This is a genomic window from Bradyrhizobium ingae (genome assembly GCF_055791185.1).
The window spans coordinates 133,444-151,318 of sequence record NZ_JBVUBB010000010.1 but is presented as its reverse complement, the minus strand read 5'-3'; the positions used below and the strand labels follow the sequence as shown (position 1 = coordinate 151,318).

Genomic DNA, 17,875 nt, shown 5'->3' with positions numbered 1-17,875 from the left:
GCCAACCTTAAGCCGCAAGGCGCGAACGCTACGTTGACTTCAAATGAAGGCGAAGGCGAGCAGGCTCGAGCAGAGCAGCGCGAGGCCCGTCGCGGTCAGCGCCAGTAGGCTAGCGGAAACAAGGTCATGGCTGTGCATCATACAGCCCTCGATTGCAGCAGGGAGGAAAGTGTCCGGTGACTGCCTGAAACATCAATAATTGGTCGAATTCGACGCAACAATCCTGCTGCTTCCGGACGAAAGTGCAGTTTTCCGGCGTGATCTGAGGATGGGTAGCCGACTTGCGGCGCGAGCAAAGAAATCGAATAACTAGGGGCTGTTCAACGAGCCTCCGAGTCCTTTGTGCGCCAATATTATTTAGTCCCATTCAGCTCATGATGTTATGAGCTTCACAATTGCGATACAGCTTCCGGGATAACTTCGTCGAATGCGTCAGTTCCTGCTTCTCATTCTGGCATTTGCAATCATGTTGGTGGTAAAGGGTCGCCACCAAGATGCTTTCGTGCCGCACGCCACCGTGTCCATACCGCCGGTCAACGTTCCATAGTCCTATCCTGTATGCCTCATCCTCAGCAAATGCGCGGCAGTTGCTCGCCCGATAGCCAGTCGACGATGCTGCCGCCGCCAAGACTGGTGATCATCTGCACGAAATGACGCACGTCGGCGATCGCCTCGCCGATGTCGGCGGCATCGCAGCCGAGCGGATGCGCCCGCATGGCAGCGAGCACGGCATTGACGACATCGGGCGACACGATCGCAACCAGCTTGCCTTCATTGGCGACATGAAGCGGATCGAGACCGAGGAGCTCGCAGGCCGCCGCCACGCCCGGTTTCACCGGGATTGCCTCTTCCTGCAAGCGGAAGCCGACGTCGGATTGCTGGGCGATCTCGTTCAGGGTCGCGGCAAGCCCGCCGCGCGTGGGGTCACGCATCAGGCGAATGCCGTAGCCTCCGGCCTGAACCATCTTCAGGACGAGATCGTGGAGCGCTGCCGAATCGGAGGCGATCTCGGTTTCGAAGGCGAGGTTCTGCCGCTTGGACATGATGGCGATGCCATGATCGCCGAGCGTGCCCGAGATCAGAACGCGGTCTCCGACGCACGCGTTCTCCGCGGAGAGATTGAGCCCGTCGGGCACCACACCGACGCCGGCTGTCGAGATGAACAGGCCGTCGGCCTTGCCGCGTTCGACCACCTTGGTGTCGCCGGTGATGATGTGGACGCCGGCCAATCGCGCTGCTTCGCCCATGGAATCGGCGATTCTCTTGAGGTCGCAGAAGGGAAACCCCTCCTCGATGATGAAGCTCGCCGACAGGTAAAGCGGCCTCGCCCCGGCCATTGCGATGTCGTTGACCGTGCCGTGCACGGCCAACGAACCGATATTCCCGCCCGGGAAGAACAGTGGCGAGACGACGTAGCCATCGCTCGTCATCACCATGCGACCGGCGCCGACGTCGAAGGCCGACTGATCATTGCCGCGCGCCAGCCATTCATTGCCGAAGGCCTCGTGGAACAGCCCCGAAATCAGTTGCGCCATCGCACGGCCGCCGGAGCCGTGAGACAGGTCGATGCAGCCGTTCCTGATGTCGAGCTTGCGTTGATGGCCTTTCATGAAGCTCCCCTCTGCTCTTGATCCCGGAAGCGGCGATAGGTCCAATGCGCGGCGCAGGCGCCTTCTGAGGAGACCATGCAGGACCCCACCGGCATTTCTGGCGTGCACACCGTCCCGAAAAGCTTGCAATCCACCGGCTTCTTTGCCCCGCGCAAGATGGCGCCGCACTCACAGGCCCGATTGTCCGCAACCCATAGCTCGCGCATGTCGAAGCGCAGCTCGGCGTCGTGTATGCGATGAGCGCGCTTCAGCTTCAGCCCGCTGTAGGGAACTTCACCGAGCCCACGCCATTCGAACCGATCTCGCAGCTCGAAAATGTCGGAAATCTCCTCCTTGGCCCGCGGATTGCCGTCGCGGGTCACCGCGCGGCGATACTGGTTTTCCACTTCGTGGCGATGCTCGTTGACTTGCCGGACCAGCATCAGGATAGCCTGCATCATGTCGAGTGGCTCGAAACCGGCGATCACGACCGGCTTACCGAACTCCTCCGCGAAAAACTCATAAGGCGCCGTGCCGATGATGGTCGAGACATGGCCCGGCCCGACGAAACCGTCGATCTCGACATGGCCGATATTGCCGATGTCGGGGCTCTCCAGAATGTTCTGCATCGCCGGCGGCGTCAGCACGTGGTTGCAGAACACGCTGAAATTCGAAAGCTGCTTTTTTTCGGCCAGACGGACCATGACGGCCGTCGGCGGCGCCGTGGTCTCAAAGCCGATGGCGAAGAATACGACCTCGCGGGCGGGGTTCTCCTCTGCGATCCGGATCGTATCGATGGTGGAATAGACCATGCGGATATCGGCACCGCCGGCCTTTGCTTTGAGCAGAGAAGCACCTTGCGAAGCCGGCACACGCATCAGGTCGCCATAGACGCACAGGATGACATCGGGCCGCTCGGCGAGCCGGATCGCCATATCGATTCGCCCGACCGGCAGCACGCAGACCGGGCAGCCGGGGCCATGGATCATCCGCACGTTGCTCGGCAGGATGTCCTCAAGGCCATAGCGCGAGATCGCGTGCGTATGGCCGCCGCAGAATTCCATGAAGCGATAGGATCTTTCCGGATCGGCCGCGGCGTGGATCGTCTTCGCCAGCCCCAGCGCAATCGCCTTGTCCCGAAATTCGTCGGCGTATTTCACTGCGAGGCTCGCTGCCCTTCGATGCTGAGCTCGCGCAGGAGCTCGAGCGTGCGCCTCGCCTCCTGCGGATCGATCTTGGCCAGAGCGTAGCCGACGTGGATGATCACGTAGTCGCCTATGGCGATATCCTCGACCAGCGCTACGGATATCTCCTTGCTGACGCCATCAATGGAGACCACGGCCATATCCTCAGTGAGAAGCTTCATGACTTCAGCGGGTATGGCGAGACACATCAGGCGATTCCTTCTGAGCCTTGGTGTTCGAGGAGTAGCAGGGCCGCGATCCAGGCCTGCCCGAGGCTCAGGCCACCGTCGTTGGGTGGCACCTGGCGCGGGAGCAGCGGCCTGAGACCGACGGCGAGGCAGCCGCGCTCGATCTCTTCAGCAAGGATGGTATTGAGGAAGCAGCCGCCACTTAAAGTTACGCGCGTGAGGCCTGTCTGCTGCGCCGCACGCGCGATCCAGTCAACGCAAGCGGCGGCAAAGGTGCCATGGAAGAGTTCGGCTCCTTCGGTCGGATCGAGCGCATCGGCGCTAAGGCGATCGAGCAGCGGATGCATTGACAGCACGCCGTCTTCGACGACCCACCCATCCTCTACGACACGGGAGCCGCGCACGCGCGCCTCCAGCTTCAGCGCGGCCTCGCCCTCATAGCTCTGGACGGAGGAGAGACCAAGCAATCCTGCCGCCGCATCGAACAGCCGGCCGGCGCTGGTCGTCGCGGGCACGTCGGATTGGTCGAGCAACGCGCAGAGCCGCGCGGACTGCGGCCGGCTCGCGAACCGGCGCGGGATCGCCTCGCCGCGCCCCAGGGAATGCAGCACGCTCGCCGCCATTCGCCATGGCTCGCGCGCAGCGCGCTCTCCGCCCGGCATCTTGAGCGGCGCCAGATGTCCGATCCGCTGGAAGCGGGCTCCGTCACAGAGCAGAATTTCGCCGCCCCAATTGCCGCGATCGCTGCCATAGCCGAAGCCATCGAGCACGAGCGCCAGCGTAGATTCCTCGATACCGTGCTCCGCCATGACCGAGGCAGCATGAGCATGATGATGCTGGACAGCGATCAGCCGCTGGCTGCTCGCCTCGGCGAAGCGGGTCGATGCCATGTTGGGATGCAGGTCATGCGCAATGACGACCGGCTCGACATCCAGTGTCGCGATCAGGTGCCGCACAGTTTCCTCGAAGAAGCGGATGCCTTCCGCGGTATCGAGATCGCCGATGTGCTGGGATACGAAGGCCTCGTTGCCACGCGTGACCGTGACTGTCGATTTCAAGGCTCCGCCGACGGCGAGCACGGGCGGCAGCGACCGCGCAAGCCGGACCGGCTCGGGAACATAGCCCCTCGCCCGACGAATGAACCGCATCCGTCCTGCCACGACCGACGCGACCGAATCGTCGGCGCGCGTCACGATGTCGCGATCATGGGTGACGATAAGATCCGCAATGGCGCCAAGGCGCTGCGCCGCCTCCCGATTGTCGATCAAAAGCGGCTCGCCGCCGGGATTGGCGCTGGTAGCGACGATCACCCAGTTTTTGTCCGACCGCGGATGGTTCGAACTCAGTTCATGGAACACCAGGTGATGTAGCGGAGCGACCGGCAACATGACGCCGATGCGCGACAGCTCCGGTGCGATCGCGGATGCAAGTCGTTGGCGTGACATCAACAACACGATCGGCCGCGGCGAGGATTCCAACAGGGAAAGTTCAGCCATGCTGGCCCTTGCGATCTCCGAAACCGCGTCGACCGAGCCCACCATCACGGCAAAAGGCTTCTGGTCTCGCTGTTTCCGCCGGCGCAAGCGCTGCACGACATCATCGTCGCGCGCGTCGCAGACGAGCTGATAGCCGCCGAGCCCCTTGATCGCGACAATCTTGCCCGAAGCGATCGCAGCGGCGATCTCCCCGGCACTATGGCTGAGCCTCGGGCCACATTGCGGACAGGCGATCGCCTCGGCATGGAATCGCCGGCTTGTGGGATCGCCATAGTCGTTCGCGCACGCCGCGCACATGGCGAAGCGCTTCATCGCCGTGGCGGAGCGATCATAGGGCAGCTGCTCGGCGATGGTATAGCGTGGACCGCAATGGGTGCAATTGACGAAGGGATAGAGGTGGAAGCGGCTGCTCGGATCGAACAGCTCGCTCAGGCACTGCGGACAGGTCGCGGCGTCCGCGACGATCCGCGTCGACACCTTGCCCTGTTCGCTGGCGCGAATGCAGAATTCGTCGCTCAAGACGGCAGCGATGCTCTGGATGGAAATCTCGTCGATCCGCGCAAGCGGCGGCTTTTCAAGCGGCAGTGCAGCGACGAAATCGGACATGCGCTCGCCCTCGACTTCGATCACAACGCCGTGCGGATCGTTAGCGACGAAGCCGCCGAGGCGATAACGCGCGGCGAGGCCGTAGACATAGGGTCGGAAGCCGACGCCCTGCACGGCGCCGCGCACGTGCAGGCGTAGCCGCTGTCCATTCTGAGCCGTGGTCTGTCCGCGCATGATCATCCTGCGGTGGCCATATCGACCGGCCTCATCTTCTCCGCTTGCTTGCGGATCCAGGCATAGAATGCCGCCAATCCTTCACCAGTGCGCGCCGACACCGTCAGCACCTCGATCCGGGGGTTAACCCGCCGCGCGAATTCGATAGTCCTGGCGAGATCGAAACCGAGCACGGGGAGAAGATCGATCTTGTTGATCAGCATCAGGGACGAGGCAGCGAACATGTCGGGATATTTGAGCGGCTTGTCTTCGCCCTCGGCGGTCGAGAACACCACGATCTTGCATGCTTCGCCGAGATCGAATCCCGCAGGACAGACGAGATTGCCGACATTCTCGATAAAAAGAACGCCACTGTTCAGGCGAGGCAGCCGGTCGTAGGCCGCGCCCACCATCGCGGCATCGAGATGGCAGCCCTTGCCGGTGTTGACCTGGATGGCCGGCACGCCGGTCGCGCGGATCCGCTCGGCGTCGTTGGACGTCTGCTGGTCGCCCTCGATCACGCCGACCGGAAAGCTGTCTTTCAGTTCAACGACGGCGCGAACCAACAGCGAGGTCTTGCCTGCGCCGGGGCTCGAGACCAGGTTGAACGCGAGCACACCGTCAGCACGGAAGCGTGCGCGGTTGTCGCCGGCGAGCCTTTCGTTCTTGCCGAGGATGTCGCGTTCGACCTGGATGATACGATCGCGGCTCACGCCGGCAATCCGGCGGCCAGCCGGACTCGCACTGCAATCGAGCAGCCCGACGTCGCCATACTCATCAATATGGGTCCCACCATGATGATGATGGTGATGGCGATCGTGGCCGGGTCCATGAGGGTGATGATGGTGTCCACCATGATTATGATCATAATCATAATCATGTGCATGCTCGACGGCCCATTTTCTGTCACCGCAGCCGCAAACCGTACACATCAGTCGACCTCCAGTTCCTTGACGCGCATTTCTTCCCCGCCGGTCACCTGCAATTGATGACTGCCGCAGGACGGGCACGGTCCATAACGATGCCTGATCTCGACGCTCGTCGAGCAGGCCACGCACCAGGCTATTGCTGGCGTCTCGACGATTTCGAGCCTCGCGCCTCGCGCGATGGTCCGCGCGGCGACCGCCTCGAAGCAGAACGTCATCGCCTCCGGCGCAGCATGACTGAGCGCTCCGATCTCGAGGAATACCACCTTCACCTTTGAGAACGCGTGCTTGCGCGCTTCTTCCTCGACGATCCCGATGATCCCTTCGCATAGCGCCATTTCATGCATGACCGACCTCGCGGAAGCTGAGTGTGAAGCCGACGCATGGATCGAACGAGCTGACGAGGTTTTGCACCGCGTCCTGTCCCTGCCGCCCGTCGGCCGGCAGGGAGCCTCGCAGCCTGCGGACCAGCGGTCCGCGCGCATGGAAGTTCCATTCTGTCGGGGCCAGGAACTCGAAACGGACGATGCAATCGTCGTCATCGAGCGCAATGACGTGGTAAAGCCGGCCGCGGGCGCATTCGACAGCGGCCGCACCTTTGCCGGCGCCGAGGCGATAGCTCTCGATGATGCCGTTTTCCAGCACTTGCGTCCTACCTTCAAGCCAGGCGCAAAGCCGGGCTATCTCAGTGATCCGCGCCTTCAGGCGCTCGGCAGTGCCGGCGTCCCGCGGAATAATCGACTCACGCCCAATCCGGCGCGCCCAGACGCCGGTCTCCGGAATGCGGCCCTGAAGATCGGGCGCATCGGAAAAGGCCGGGCCGGCTGCCACCATCCGCATGACGACGTCAAGATCGTCGGCCGCTGACAAGAATGACTGCTCGACCACCGAAAGCGACAGCGCGTTGCCGTTGAGGCTCGCAAGATGCGTGGCCAGTGCGCTGCCCGGCGCCGGAGCCAGCTCCTCGCCCGTGATGCCTAGCGCGTTGAGCGACGTCCTGATTTGCGACAGGGCCGCGCCCCGTGACGCCCCCTCGCCGCCGCTGAGCGCGGTCGTGGCCAGCATCGCGGCACGAGCCACGGCGGCACTCGGGCCGTCCAGCGTGCGCCAACCTACGAACAGCCCCCGCAACAGCTCGGTCAGACGCTCGGCGATCACGGCCGTGACGCGGCGCTGCAATGTCCCGGCAGAGGATACCTTGCCGTGCGCAGCCTCGACCGCCGACAGGAATGCCGCCTGATGGGCTGCCGAGCACGGCGAAAATAGGCGCGGCAGGACAGACAGCAACGACGCGACCGGCTTTCCCGCAAACAGGCGCGCCAAAGGCGGTCGGCTGCGCGGCAGGATTGCAACGTCCGCGATGGTGCGGCCGGCGCGCCAGACCGTGATGTCGATCTCGTTGCGGAAGGCCGGGCTCATGCATGCCGCTCCGTCACAATGAGAAAGTCACGCCGGGCTCGTACCGGTGGACCACCTCCTCCGCGTTAGCCGGCAGCATCAAGGCTGGGAGCGCGGCCTCTGCCGTCGCCTGCACCGAAATCATGTCTGCGAATTCGAACACCGCAGAGAAGAGTGAGTAAGTTGCGATACGGCCAAGCGCCTCGACTTCGCTGAGCGCGAACTCGATATTTCCCGCGGGAAGGTTCAACGGCGGCCGGGGCTCGAACGCCTTCTGCACGAGGTCGGCCGCCTGACTCACCACGGTCGGGAACCAGGGCGTCACCATGATGGTGACGATGGTGCCGTTAAAAAGGCCGAAACCGACCGCCGCATCGGCAGATCGCACGCCGCACAATCGCCGATCTTGCGATAAGCGACGGCCGACCGTTCGCCCCACGCCACGGCATTGGCCACGCTGAGCTGGGTATGCGCCTTGCCCATCACCATTCCATCGCCAGGAAGTTTGATCTCGAGGCGTCGCAATCCGGACAGTGCCGGTCCTGCGGCAACGCCGCGATCCGCGTGCGAGGCGCGACCTGCCCCTCGCCGTCAGCGGGATCATAGACCGAATGCAACATACCAGTCGCGTGCCGTCGGTAAGATGCTGGCGCACGTCAAGATGCTCGAAACCCGTCATTTGAAATAGGCCTCGATGATTTCGCGCAACCGCTCGGCGGAATCCTCGAAATCCTCGTCGGCCGCGAGCGCAACCTTGGGCACGCCGCCGATCTCGAGCGTGTCGAGGATGATGGTGTCCATCGCACTGAAGAACTGCACCGACCAGACATTGCGGATTCCGGTCGCAAACATGCGACATGTGCCGTAGCCGCGCGAGACGAGTTGGATCGGCCCGTTCCGGATCGTCTCATGGAGGAAGCTCATGTCGACCGGACTCATCGGCAGCAGCGTAAAATTGATGATCTGCGAGAGGATGCCCGGGCGCCAGGCCAGCGCACGCTCTCGGATTTCGGCAAGCACCGGCAGCACGTTCATGGAGCCCTCCGGCACCTGACCGATCTCGAAATCTACCGTCGTGAAATCGGCGGCCGCGCGCTTCACGATTTCCGGGATAGCCCCGACCTCGAGATACTCGGATGCCTCATCCGTCTCGAACCGCACGCGCCAGATCCCGGCCAGCACCGATTCCTTGATTTGCGCGAGCGATCCATCCGGCAGCGCGATGAGACCGGCCACTTCGCCTTCGCCGAGCACATCGGCAATCAGCTTGCGTTCGAGATTGTCGAGATTGCCGAGGCTGAACAGTCGCGTCGCGGCGGCGACCTCTTGGCTGGCGATAGTGATGGCGAGCTTTGACAATAGCTCGACCGCCCTCGGGCAATTCCTGGCCAGCTCCGCACTGTCGAGCGACGCAAGCCTCGCCAAGGCGCCCGCTGCGGTCAGGATGCCGCCAGTCGCGTCAAAGCTCTTCTCGGGGTAGATTGGCTGCTCCGCGTCTTCAGCCTTCGACCAGAAGCCCGCCTTCATCGTCCGACACCCTGTGATCTATGGTACGAGACAGCGGCTCCTACGACTGCGGCCGCCTCTCGGTGCAGTCGGCCGATCAGCTTGGAGATACGGTCGACATAGATCGACCAAGCCTTAATCGTTCTTGCGATCAGCCCGAGTGTTTCCGCCTTGGCGAGCAACATCACCATCGGCTGTCCTCGCATTAAAGAGCCCTGAGCGAGGTCACCCTCGGCCTTGCGTGCGATCACCGCGCCACACAGCCGCCCAACAAACTCATTGACCAGCTCGGGCGGAACGACGGCAGCCTCGGTCGCCTCCGCAAGTCCTTCGGGATCGGCCGCCGACAACAACACGGTCACCACGCCTGCCTCATCGGACTCGGCTGGAGAGCGATCAAGGCAACTAAAACCGACCTCGGACCGGTCGCGTCGCGACAGATCAGGCGTTCCTGTGGCGTAAGCCTTCCGGTTCTGACCATGTCAGATATTTTCCCACGCGTGCGACGCCGCGCTTTCAGATGAAAAGTCCGCTGTTAAGATCGGATCACAGTCATCTCCTTGGACCAGAGGCTCGTTTTCGAGCTTCGCAACCGTTTCCATGAACCCGGCACTGGTCGTATCGTTCGTGTTGGAGTGCCGAAGATGGCCATTGGCCAGGTCGAGCCGGAGATGCTCGGGCAGTATCGGCTCGCGGTCGATCAGGTCGGAGAAGAAGCGCTCGCAAGCCTCGCCATTGAGCGCTGCGCCGATGCCTTCAATCGCATCGGCAATCAGCCGCGCTTCCTGATCCTCTAGACGCCGAACCGCGGTATCGACATGGACCAGCACCTTGGCATGGACAGGCGGACTGGAGAGCAAGAGTACCGAGACACGCCGCCGTACGCCGCGAAACTCGCAAAGCGCCGAGATGCCGTCGGTTTCGATAATCGTCATAGGCAAACCAAGACACATCTGCGATGTCTCCGACAGTTCGCTGACCGTTCAGGTCCACGCTCTCATCTCGTAATGCAGGTGATCGATGCCGTTGGCGAGCAACCACTCGGATTCCCGCAATGGTGCAATGCGTGGCGTCACCTCCACGCCCCATTCAGCTAGGATTGAGCTGGCAAGTTCTACCGCAGGATCGATCTGATTGCGCACCGCCCGTGTCAGGGACCCGCCCCAGTCCTCGAGGTCGAGTGGCTGACAACCGACCAGCACGAGGTGTTTTGGGCAATGTCCGAGCAGATCAGTTGCACTGATAACCTCCTGAAAACCGGTATGATGCAGGCTCATCTTCCTAACGCCGGTGAACCGCGGCACGTCCTCGTCACGCACGACCTTCAACTGTCCAGGCTCTAGGCCATAATCGACCGCGTCGAATACGATCAGGCAGTCAGATTCCCGAAGATAGTTCACAAGTTGGAGCCCCTGTGTACCGCCGTCCAGGATGGTGACGTTATCGGGTACCGCGTAGCGGCGATGGAATTCTTCCACGGCTCGCACTCCAAACCCTTCGTCTGCCCAAAGAATATTGCCGATACCGAGCACCAGGATGCGCGTTGGCTGTAAACATGTCGGCACCGGCCTAGACGCCTTGTCTCGGTGCCGACGTACACCGGAGATCATCGAGGAGATGATGCTCTGGCCCGACATAATATCTTCGCGAATGACGGCATAGACGTGCAGCATAAGGAATGTGATCAGCATCCACATGCCCAGATGGTGCCAGGTGCGCACGTCCTGGCTGTTCGACCAGATCGCAAACACCCAGCCGAACAGCTTGTGCTGCCAGCTGTCGTTCCCGGTGCCTTCCGAATAGAGGGCCAATCCCGTGACAATCATGAAGGCCACGCCCAACGTGAAGCACGTGAACATCGCGGTCTGCGCCAGCGGATTATGGCCGAGATACAACTTCGGCTTGCGCTCTAGGAAGGCATAGCAGCGGATCTCGTGCAAGACGTCCTTCCAGAACTGCCTACGATGCACCGGAATGTAGAATATCTGCCGGGAATGGTAGTTGCCGGCGAAGGCCCATAGGATGCGGGTGAGAAAGGACACCGCGAGCACCTGTCCTGCCGCAAAATGGGCAAAGCGGATATAGCCCATCACGAAATTGTCGGACGCTTCGCCCGCGAACGACGGCAGCGGCGTTCCGATCAGATAGCCGGTAACCACCAACACGAAAATCGAAAACGCACTCACCCAGTGGCAGATTCGCACCGGCGCTTCGTAGATATACACGGGCCGCGCGATGGCGTGCTCGCCGGCGGCATCGGTCGCGTCCGCAGCAAGGTCCGGCTCAGTTTCCGGCGGGGGCGCAACTGCACTCATCATGGCGTTCCTTCCTCCTTACCTGACCTTAACCGTCGCCATTTCCTGGCCGTCTGGCGACATCACATGCGTCGAACAGGCCAGGCACGGATCGAAGGAGTGGATGGTACGTAGGATCTCCAGCGGCTGTTGCAAATCCGCCATAGGCGTATCCATCAACGAGGCTTCAAAGGCGCCGATATTGCCCTTGGGATCCCGCGGCGAGCCGTTCCAGGTGGTGGGCACCACGCACTGGTAGTTGTCGATTTTAGCTGCTTTGATCTTGATCCAGTGCGCGAGCGCGCCGCGCGGGGCCTCGGTGAAGCCGTAGCCTTTGGCTTCCTGCGGCCAGCTATCCGGCTTCCATTTGTCGATACTCGCGGTCGAGGAGTCACCGGCCTTGATGCGCGCGACCAGCTTGTCTTGGAAGTAGCGCATCTGGTGCGCCGCCCATTGGCATTCCAGCGCCCGCGCCGCGGTACGGCCGAGCGTGGAGAACAGCGCGATGAGGGGCAGGCCGAGCGTCTTGAGCAGCTTTTCCGTCGGCTCCTTGAACTCGGGCTTGTTCTGCGCATAGCCGATGATGTAACGGGCGAGCGGCCCAACCTCCACCGCATTGCCGCGCCAGCGCGGCGCCTTGATCCAGGAATACTTGCCACCCTCGTCGAGCTCCTTGATGTCGGTCTTGGTGCCCTTGGCATTGGGACCGAGCACATAGTTCGGCTCGGTGACGCCTTCCCAGGGATGCAAGCCCTTGGACTCATCGGCATATTTGTACCAGGAGTGGATGACGAACTCCTGGATCTGCTCGGGGTCCGCATGATCGATTGGCAGCACTTCATTGAGATTGCCGTCAATGATCACGCCGCGCGGCAGCTTCAGATTGCCGGCCGAATAGTCGTTAGCCGTCTCCGGGATGTCGCCATAGGCCATCACGCTCTTGCCCGAGAGGCCGCCGCCATAGAGCCAGTCCTTGTAGAACGAGCCAATCGTGACGATATCGGGCAGATAGACCTTTTCGGTGAACTCGATGCAGCGGTTGATGATGGAGGAGACGAGGTTGAGCCGCTCCATATTGACGGCGCCGACCGCGCCGGTGCCGTCGACGTTGATTGCGCAGGGCACGCCGCCGACCAGCCAGTTCGGATGCGGGTTCTTGCCGCCATAGATGGCGTGGATCTTGACGATATCCTTCTGGAAATCGAGCGCTTCCAAGTAATGCGCGACCACCATCAGGTTCGCTTCGGAGGGCAATTTGTAGGCGGCATGGCCCCAATAGCCGTTCTTGAACGGTCCGAGCTGGCCGGATGCGACGAACTTCGTCAGCCTGATCTGGAGATCCTTGAAATAGCCGGGCGAGGACAACGGCCAGGACGAGACCGACTGCGCCAGCGCCGATGTCGCTTTCGGATCGGCATTGAGTGCCGAGATCACGTCGACCCAGTCGAGCGCATGCAGGTGATAGAAGTGCACGAGATGGTCATGCACCAGAAGGCACAGCTGCATCATGTTGCGGATCGAGTTGGCGTTCTCCGGAATGGTGATACCGAGCGCGTTCTCGACACCGCGCACTGAAGTGAGCGCATGCGTTCCGGTACAGACGCCGCAGATCCGCTCGGTGAAGGCCCAGGCGTCGCGCGGATCGCGGCCCTTCAAGATGGTCTCTATGCCGCGCCACATCGTGCCCGTGGAGACCGCATTGCGGATCACGTTGTCGGAGTCGACATTGACCTCGACCCGCATGTGACCTTCGATGCGGGTCAGCGGATCAACAACGATGCGCCTGCCGGAATCCTCGAGATTGAACCCGTTGGGTGTCCGGATGCCCATCGCTTGCGGTCCCTGAAATCGACTAGTGATCTTGATTTGCGTCTTCGCGCTTGCTGGCGAGCCATTTTACGGCCGTCACCGCGGCATGCGCGCCGACCGCAGCTCCAACGGCGCCCGCTACCGCCATGCCGATCTGGTCGGCATTCTTCTCGATACCGAACTGCTTGATGTTGGTGAGACGGTCGTAGAACGAGCCCTTGTCCCAGAACCCGTCTTCCGAGCAGCCGATGCAGCCGTGGCCGGACTGGATCGGGAAGGAGATGCCACCGTTCCAGCGCACCGTGGAACAGGCGTTGTAGGCAGCTGGTCCCTTGCAGCCGATCTTATACAGGCAATATCCTTTGCGCGCTGCCTCATCGTCCCATTCCTCGACGAATTGGCCTGCATCGAAATGCGGCCTCCGGTAGCATTTGTCGTGGATGCGCTGCGAATAGAACATCTTGGGCCGCCCCTGGCGATCGAGCTCGGGCAACTTGCCGAAGGTGATAATGAAGGTGACTATGCCGGTCATGACCTCGGCGATCGGTGGACATCCCGGCACCTTGATGATCGGCTTGTTGGTTATGACCTTGTCGATGGGCGTTGCCCGCGTCGGATTGGGCCTGGCCGCCTGAACGCAGCCCCAGGAGGCGCAAGTCCCCCAGGCGATGACCGCCATCGCATCCTCGGCCATCATCTTCAGTTTCTCGACGAATGGCTTGCCGCCGTCGATGCAGAACATACCGCCCTCGTTCAGGGGCGGATTGCCTTCGACCGCGAGCACATACCGGCCCCTGTACTTGGCGCGGGTCTCTTGGAGGATCGCTTCGGCCTGATGTCCGGCTGCCGCCATAATGGTGTCGTCATAGTCGAGCGAGATCATCGACAGCACGGCATCCTTCACCAAGGGATGAGCCGAACGGATGAAGCTTTCAGAGCAGCAGGTGCATTCGAGCCCATGCATCCAAATCACCGGCATTCGCGGCTCTGTTTCGAGCGCGGTGGCAATGCGGCTCGCCGCCAGCGGCGCAAGCCCGAGGCTCGCCGCCGTCAGGCTGCAGAATTTATGAAAGCTTCGGCGCGTGATGCCCTGTCGCCTGATTACGCTATAGAATGTTTCCGTCGCTACCTCCATGAACCCTCTCGTCTTCTTTGAGGCATCGATGGACGCACGGGCAGCAAGAAGCGGGCCAACCCTCAGTGCGTGAGCGCCGTCATTTCGGATCTGGCGCTTACGAGCGGCCTTGGTTGATGACTTCACCGACTGCGCCGCCTGGACGATTAACCTTCCGCCTCTCTGTCAGCCTGAAGCGCAGAATTTCTCCAGTGTCCATCTTTAAGTCCATCTTGGGCAAAGGCGGCCTTGCCGGTACGATTGGCGTTCGGCGTAATGAGGTGCGAGGCACGATTGAATGGCTCCGGCGGGAAGGCGAATTCAGAGCTCCCGATCAATCGGCCATTCAGAACCTGCATCTTAACCGAATTTGCCCAGCCTCTGGCATCGATCGTGAGAGCGGTGCGCAGATAGATCAAGGGCTCTACAAGCCGGTTGGATCTATGTTCATCCAGTCGTTATAATGGGTGATAACGGGTCCCATCGCTCGGGCGTGCGGAGCGCTGCACGATTGTCGCATAGGCCGATATTACGTGGGGATGCGAGTGGAATATTCGACGTCGATCGTATCCAGCACATGCGTCTTCCATTGGTTCGTCGGCGATTCGGCGCATTAGCGCGTTAACATAAGTCGCAGCTACGCCGCTTTCCGGCTTCGTGGAGCCCAATCTCCGTTATTCCTCTGACGGAATTCCTCGGCTGGAAGATTCAGATTCTGCGATCGGGTCCATCGCGCGAAGCGGACCTCGCCCAAGAGATCGCAAAGGCTAACAAGCCCGTACCGCTCGAACGGTCCCAACTCTCGGCAACGCTGATCCTGCCATGCGCCGGATTTCGGGTGCGTACAGCTTGATGACAAGACGGTTCAAAAGTCCGGGCGAACGCGACCGCAGCGGTCGGCAACATACCCTTTGATATCGGTCCCCGACGGCGACCCCTAGAAAGCACCGCAGGGCGGCCTCGACGCCTGGACCTGGAGAAGCGCCGAGTCCGCCCCTACACCACCAGGGGGGGCCTAGTGATGCTGGTTTGAACAAAGCAAGTGGTGTGCCGAGGCGAGCTTACATTTGTTGCAAGCTTCTCATATGCTCGAACCGCGTGAATTTAGCTGATGTCAATTTGTATCTGTTCGCGCCCGATTGCCAGACCTTCATCAAGATCAAAGCGGTCTCAGCGGGTTGTTTCGGCCATTTTGGCAGCACATTTCTGTTCGGGCGGATGCGCTTCGCTCGGTTATTCTCGGACAATTTGTAGCAAACCGAACATCACTCCGACCAACCGACTGTCACACTGTAGACACTCCGACAAAGCACGATGCGCGACCTAAACGTCCCGTGCTCGTAAGGAACCACGCCGAGCCGTCCTATTGCCTCGACGATCCGTTGCATCTATGACAATACAGAACGTCAGCCTATCCACAAAGACACGCGAATAGTCAGCCTACACGACGGCAGATCACGCAGAGGCGCACAGCGGCAGGGCCCCCACACGAAATTGAAGCATGCACATCGCCGAGCCTCGCGCGCACAGCAAGATTCTCGTCCTTGGCAAACTTATTTGCGAACCCTGGACGGTGCATCGTCGGGCTTAAGGTGCCGTTTCCGAATGTTGTAGCTCACCAGCCAGATCACGCCGACGGCGATCGGCACGAAGGCCGCAGTTACAGACGCGGGCTCGACGTGCAGTCCGACGTCTTGCGCGCCCTTTGCGAGATAGGCAAACAGGCTGACCACATAGTATCCGATGGCCCCGACTGACAACCCCTCCACCGTAGACTGCAGCCGGAGTTGCTGTCTCGTGCGCTCGTTGATCGAGTGTAGAAGATCGCGATTCTGTTGTTCGATTTCCACGTCGACGCGTGTTCGCAACAGATCGGCGGCACGAGCCAACTTCTCTGATAGATTGGCCTGACGCTCCTCCATCGTCGCACAGGTTCGTATCGCGGGCGTCATACGGCGGCCCAGGAACGACGACCAGGTCGGATAACCCACGACATCTTCGCCTTCGATGATCGACAGTCGGGATTGCACGAGCTCGTTGTATGCTCTGCTGGCACCGAAACGGAACAGACTGCCGGCGACGTCTCGTTCGAAGGAGACGGCCAATGCGGTCAGTTCCTCAAGCAGATGGTTGTTGACCTTCAGCCCTTCGGCGCCCTGCATCTCCTCGAGCACTTCGACGAGACGACGATCAATCCGATCGACCGACGGCGCAAGCTCCAGCGCGGTCGACAGACCAAGCAGCGCTAACGAGCGGTAGGTCTCGATTTCCAGGAGACGTTGTACCAGTGCGCCGAGATCGTGCGGCGTCAGTCCGAGATCGTAGACTAGAATTCTCGTAAAACCTCTTTCGTCTGCGCGGAAGTCGGAGGCCACGGCGCCTGCGCCTCCCTTGACGTGGACCATCGCCAGACTACTTTTGTCAAAAATCTGCTCGGCGCGTTCCGTTGGAGAAGCACCCCGCTCTACTTCTAGCTTGATCGCGGCGAGCAATTCTCCGGTCTGCGATAGTGCGCGGATTAGTGATCGAACGCTGTCACGGACATCGCCGAATTGCCGAGTTGCTGGACTGTTCGCAGTGCTCCAGATCCACGTGAAAGTAGCAAATTCCGAATGCTGCTCCCAGCGCAGCACTACCGGTCCGAACCCGATCTGATGATGTTTCGCGGACGCCTCCGGCGGTGGCACCTTGTGCGCCCGGCAGAACTCGATAAACCGGCGGCGATCGCGTGCGGCATCGTCGCCCTTTGCGAGAAATACGAAGCGGACCATGCCAAGCGATGAAACGAGACCGGTAAACGGGCGCGCATGCACTTCGCCGAGCACTGCGTCACGCTCAGGGTGCAGCTTGAATGATGCTAGATCCAATTGATCGACCATCGAGATCTCCCAAGCCCGCATCACCGCAAGTGGCATGATCGGCGCCAGCGAGCGGGTGCATCCCCGGGCAAGCGATCAAGATCAGGTTGGTGGCCTTCGGCTCCTAGGAAAGTCCTTGTGCAAGCTAGATCGGCGCCTGCAAATTGATCTGGAATGAGTTCGTCGAGGCTTCTGCTAAAGTCGTTGATGACCTCAGCCTCGCGCCGGACAGCCTTTTCGGCGAAATGCGGCCATTGTTCGCCAGCAGTGGAACCACCTCTACATCGTCGTTTTGGTTGATCAAGTTTCACATGCGCCTCCATTCTGTAAGCTCAGGCGTCTCGCATTTGTGCAGTGCAGGATTTGGGCCAGTGGGATACAGGCGAACACGCGTGTAACGCTTCCGGTCCACCGCCACGTCCAGCGACGATGGTGGATTATTGTCGTCATGCACGTTCATGGTGGGACAGCCGCGCGCGCGGTAACGAACAAACGGATCTCCGCGGTTCCCCAAGTCACCGGACGCGCCAGCACCGTGCCTCCGAACGGCGCTCTTGTCCCAAGCGCTGGCACGGCTGGTTAAGCCAGATGAGCAATCGCGCATTATGCGCTGTCAATGCGATCCAGCTAGGTTTGGCAGCTGGTTATCGGAGAATTTCGACTTCTTTGCCTTGCTTCGATATCAGCTCGTTTGCGCGGGAGCGAGTATCGCTCCACAGCGACCGACCTGCGCCTCTAGCCGCGGCATGCCAAT

At 61.2% G+C, this 17,875-nt stretch carries 16 protein-coding genes and 2 pseudogenes; all 18 read right to left on the bottom strand.

Annotated features, from left to right (window positions below):
- Nucleotides 1-569: 569 nt before the first annotated feature.
- The gene (hypE, locus tag ACV1FX_RS17555; protein WP_473118792.1) at nt 570-1,610 is read right to left on the bottom strand and encodes a hydrogenase expression/formation protein HypE; all 1,041 of its coding nucleotides are present in this window, start codon (nt 1,608-1,610) and stop codon (nt 570-572) included.
- A complete protein-coding gene (gene hypD, locus ACV1FX_RS17550) occupies nt 1,607-2,749 on the bottom strand; it encodes a hydrogenase formation protein HypD (protein WP_473118791.1) in 1,143 nt (380 codons plus the stop codon). Before hypD ends, hypE begins: the two co-directional genes overlap by 4 nt.
- Nucleotides 2,746-2,982, bottom strand: a complete 237-nt coding sequence (locus ACV1FX_RS17545; RefSeq protein ID WP_473118790.1) for a HypC/HybG/HupF family hydrogenase formation chaperone — start codon at nt 2,980-2,982, stop codon at nt 2,746-2,748. The genes hypD and ACV1FX_RS17545 overlap by 4 nt, the downstream gene beginning before the upstream one ends.
- Nucleotides 2,982-5,243 carry a carbamoyltransferase HypF gene (gene hypF / locus ACV1FX_RS17540; RefSeq protein WP_473118789.1) on the bottom strand — a complete coding sequence of 754 codons (2,262 nt, stop codon included), beginning with the start codon at nt 5,241-5,243 and terminating at the stop codon, nt 2,982-2,984. Before hypF ends, ACV1FX_RS17545 begins: the two co-directional genes overlap by 1 nt.
- A complete protein-coding gene (gene hypB, locus ACV1FX_RS17535) occupies nt 5,240-6,148 on the bottom strand; it encodes a hydrogenase nickel incorporation protein HypB (protein WP_473118841.1) in 909 nt (302 codons plus the stop codon). Before hypB ends, hypF begins: the two co-directional genes overlap by 4 nt.
- A complete protein-coding gene (gene hypA, locus ACV1FX_RS17530; RefSeq protein ID WP_473118788.1) occupies nt 6,148-6,489 on the bottom strand; it encodes a hydrogenase maturation nickel metallochaperone HypA in 342 nt (113 codons plus the stop codon). The genes hypB and hypA overlap by 1 nt, the downstream gene beginning before the upstream one ends.
- Complete coding sequence (locus ACV1FX_RS17525; protein WP_473118787.1) at nt 6,482-7,561, bottom strand: hypothetical protein; 1,080 nt, start codon at nt 7,559-7,561, stop codon at nt 6,482-6,484. The genes hypA and ACV1FX_RS17525 overlap by 8 nt, the downstream gene beginning before the upstream one ends.
- A gap of 13 nt (nt 7,562-7,574) precedes the next feature.
- Nucleotides 7,575-7,928 carry a [NiFe]-hydrogenase assembly chaperone HybE gene (gene hybE / locus ACV1FX_RS17520; protein ID WP_473118786.1) on the bottom strand — a complete coding sequence of 118 codons (354 nt, stop codon included), beginning with the start codon at nt 7,926-7,928 and terminating at the stop codon, nt 7,575-7,577.
- 94 nt (nt 7,929-8,022) lie between these two features.
- A complete protein-coding gene (locus tag ACV1FX_RS17515; protein WP_254103522.1) occupies nt 8,023-8,160 on the bottom strand; it encodes a rubredoxin in 138 nt (45 codons plus the stop codon).
- Between the two features lie 55 nt (nt 8,161-8,215).
- Entirely contained in the window at nt 8,216-9,067 is an 852-nt protein-coding gene (locus tag ACV1FX_RS17510; protein WP_473118785.1) for a hydrogenase expression/formation protein, read from the bottom strand.
- Complete coding sequence (locus ACV1FX_RS17505; protein ID WP_473118784.1) at nt 9,064-9,411, bottom strand: thioredoxin domain-containing protein; 348 nt, start codon at nt 9,409-9,411, stop codon at nt 9,064-9,066. The genes ACV1FX_RS17510 and ACV1FX_RS17505 overlap by 4 nt, the downstream gene beginning before the upstream one ends.
- 300 nt (nt 9,412-9,711) lie before the next feature.
- A pseudogene (locus ACV1FX_RS17500) lies at nt 9,712-9,999 on the bottom strand (HypC/HybG/HupF family hydrogenase formation chaperone); the annotation flags it as partial.
- A 30-nt stretch (nt 10,000-10,029) separates the two neighbouring features.
- Nucleotides 10,030-10,611, bottom strand: a complete 582-nt coding sequence (locus ACV1FX_RS17495) for a HyaD/HybD family hydrogenase maturation endopeptidase (protein ID WP_473118840.1) — start codon at nt 10,609-10,611, stop codon at nt 10,030-10,032.
- A 15-nt stretch (nt 10,612-10,626) separates the two neighbouring features.
- Nucleotides 10,627-11,364, bottom strand: a pseudogene (gene cybH, locus ACV1FX_RS17490) (Ni/Fe-hydrogenase, b-type cytochrome subunit); the annotation flags it as partial.
- 15 nt (nt 11,365-11,379) lie between these two features.
- Entirely contained in the window at nt 11,380-13,170 is a 1,791-nt protein-coding gene (locus tag ACV1FX_RS17485) for a nickel-dependent hydrogenase large subunit (RefSeq protein WP_473118783.1), read from the bottom strand.
- A 22-nt stretch (nt 13,171-13,192) separates the two neighbouring features.
- Nucleotides 13,193-14,284 (bottom strand): hydrogenase small subunit, encoded by a 1,092-nt coding sequence (locus tag ACV1FX_RS17480; protein WP_473118782.1) that lies wholly within the window; start codon nt 14,282-14,284, stop codon nt 13,193-13,195.
- Between the two features lie 146 nt (nt 14,285-14,430).
- Nucleotides 14,431-14,682: a hypothetical protein gene (locus ACV1FX_RS17475; protein WP_473118781.1), complete on the bottom strand. Its 252-nt coding sequence runs from the start codon at nt 14,680-14,682 to the stop codon at nt 14,431-14,433.
- Nucleotides 14,683-15,816: 1,134 nt separating this feature from the next.
- The gene (locus ACV1FX_RS17470; RefSeq protein ID WP_027525689.1) at nt 15,817-17,142 is read right to left on the bottom strand and encodes a DUF3422 family protein; all 1,326 of its coding nucleotides are present in this window, start codon (nt 17,140-17,142) and stop codon (nt 15,817-15,819) included.
- Nucleotides 17,143-17,875 lie beyond the last annotated feature (733 nt).

What these genes read in the sequence shown, in the direction of transcription:
- ACV1FX_RS17470 (WP_027525689.1), bottom strand. Translation starts at nt 17,142, where the DNA reads ATGGTCGATCAATTGGATCTAGCATCATTCAAGCTGCACCCTGAGCGT.
- ACV1FX_RS17480 (WP_473118782.1), bottom strand. Translation starts at nt 14,284, where the DNA reads ATGGAGGTAGCGACGGAAACATTCTATAGCGTAATCAGGCGACAGGGC.
- hypB (WP_473118841.1), bottom strand. Translation starts at nt 6,148, where the DNA reads ATGTGTACGGTTTGCGGCTGCGGTGACAGAAAATGGGCCGTCGAGCAT.
- ACV1FX_RS17510 (WP_473118785.1), bottom strand. Translation starts at nt 9,067, where the DNA reads ATGAAGGCGGGCTTCTGGTCGAAGGCTGAAGACGCGGAGCAGCCAATC.
- ACV1FX_RS17485 (WP_473118783.1), bottom strand. Translation starts at nt 13,170, where the DNA reads ATGGGCATCCGGACACCCAACGGGTTCAATCTCGAGGATTCCGGCAGG.
- hypE (WP_473118792.1), bottom strand. Translation starts at nt 1,610, where the DNA reads ATGAAAGGCCATCAACGCAAGCTCGACATCAGGAACGGCTGCATCGAC.
- ACV1FX_RS17545 (WP_473118790.1), bottom strand. Translation starts at nt 2,982, where the DNA reads ATGTGTCTCGCCATACCCGCTGAAGTCATGAAGCTTCTCACTGAGGAT.
- hypF (WP_473118789.1), bottom strand. Translation starts at nt 5,243, where the DNA reads ATGATCATGCGCGGACAGACCACGGCTCAGAATGGACAGCGGCTACGC.
- ACV1FX_RS17515 (WP_254103522.1), bottom strand. Translation starts at nt 8,160, where the DNA reads ATGTTGCATTCGGTCTATGATCCCGCTGACGGCGAGGGGCAGGTCGCG.
- hypA (WP_473118788.1), bottom strand. Translation starts at nt 6,489, where the DNA reads ATGCATGAAATGGCGCTATGCGAAGGGATCATCGGGATCGTCGAGGAA.
- ACV1FX_RS17525 (WP_473118787.1), bottom strand. Translation starts at nt 7,561, where the DNA reads ATGAGCCCGGCCTTCCGCAACGAGATCGACATCACGGTCTGGCGCGCC.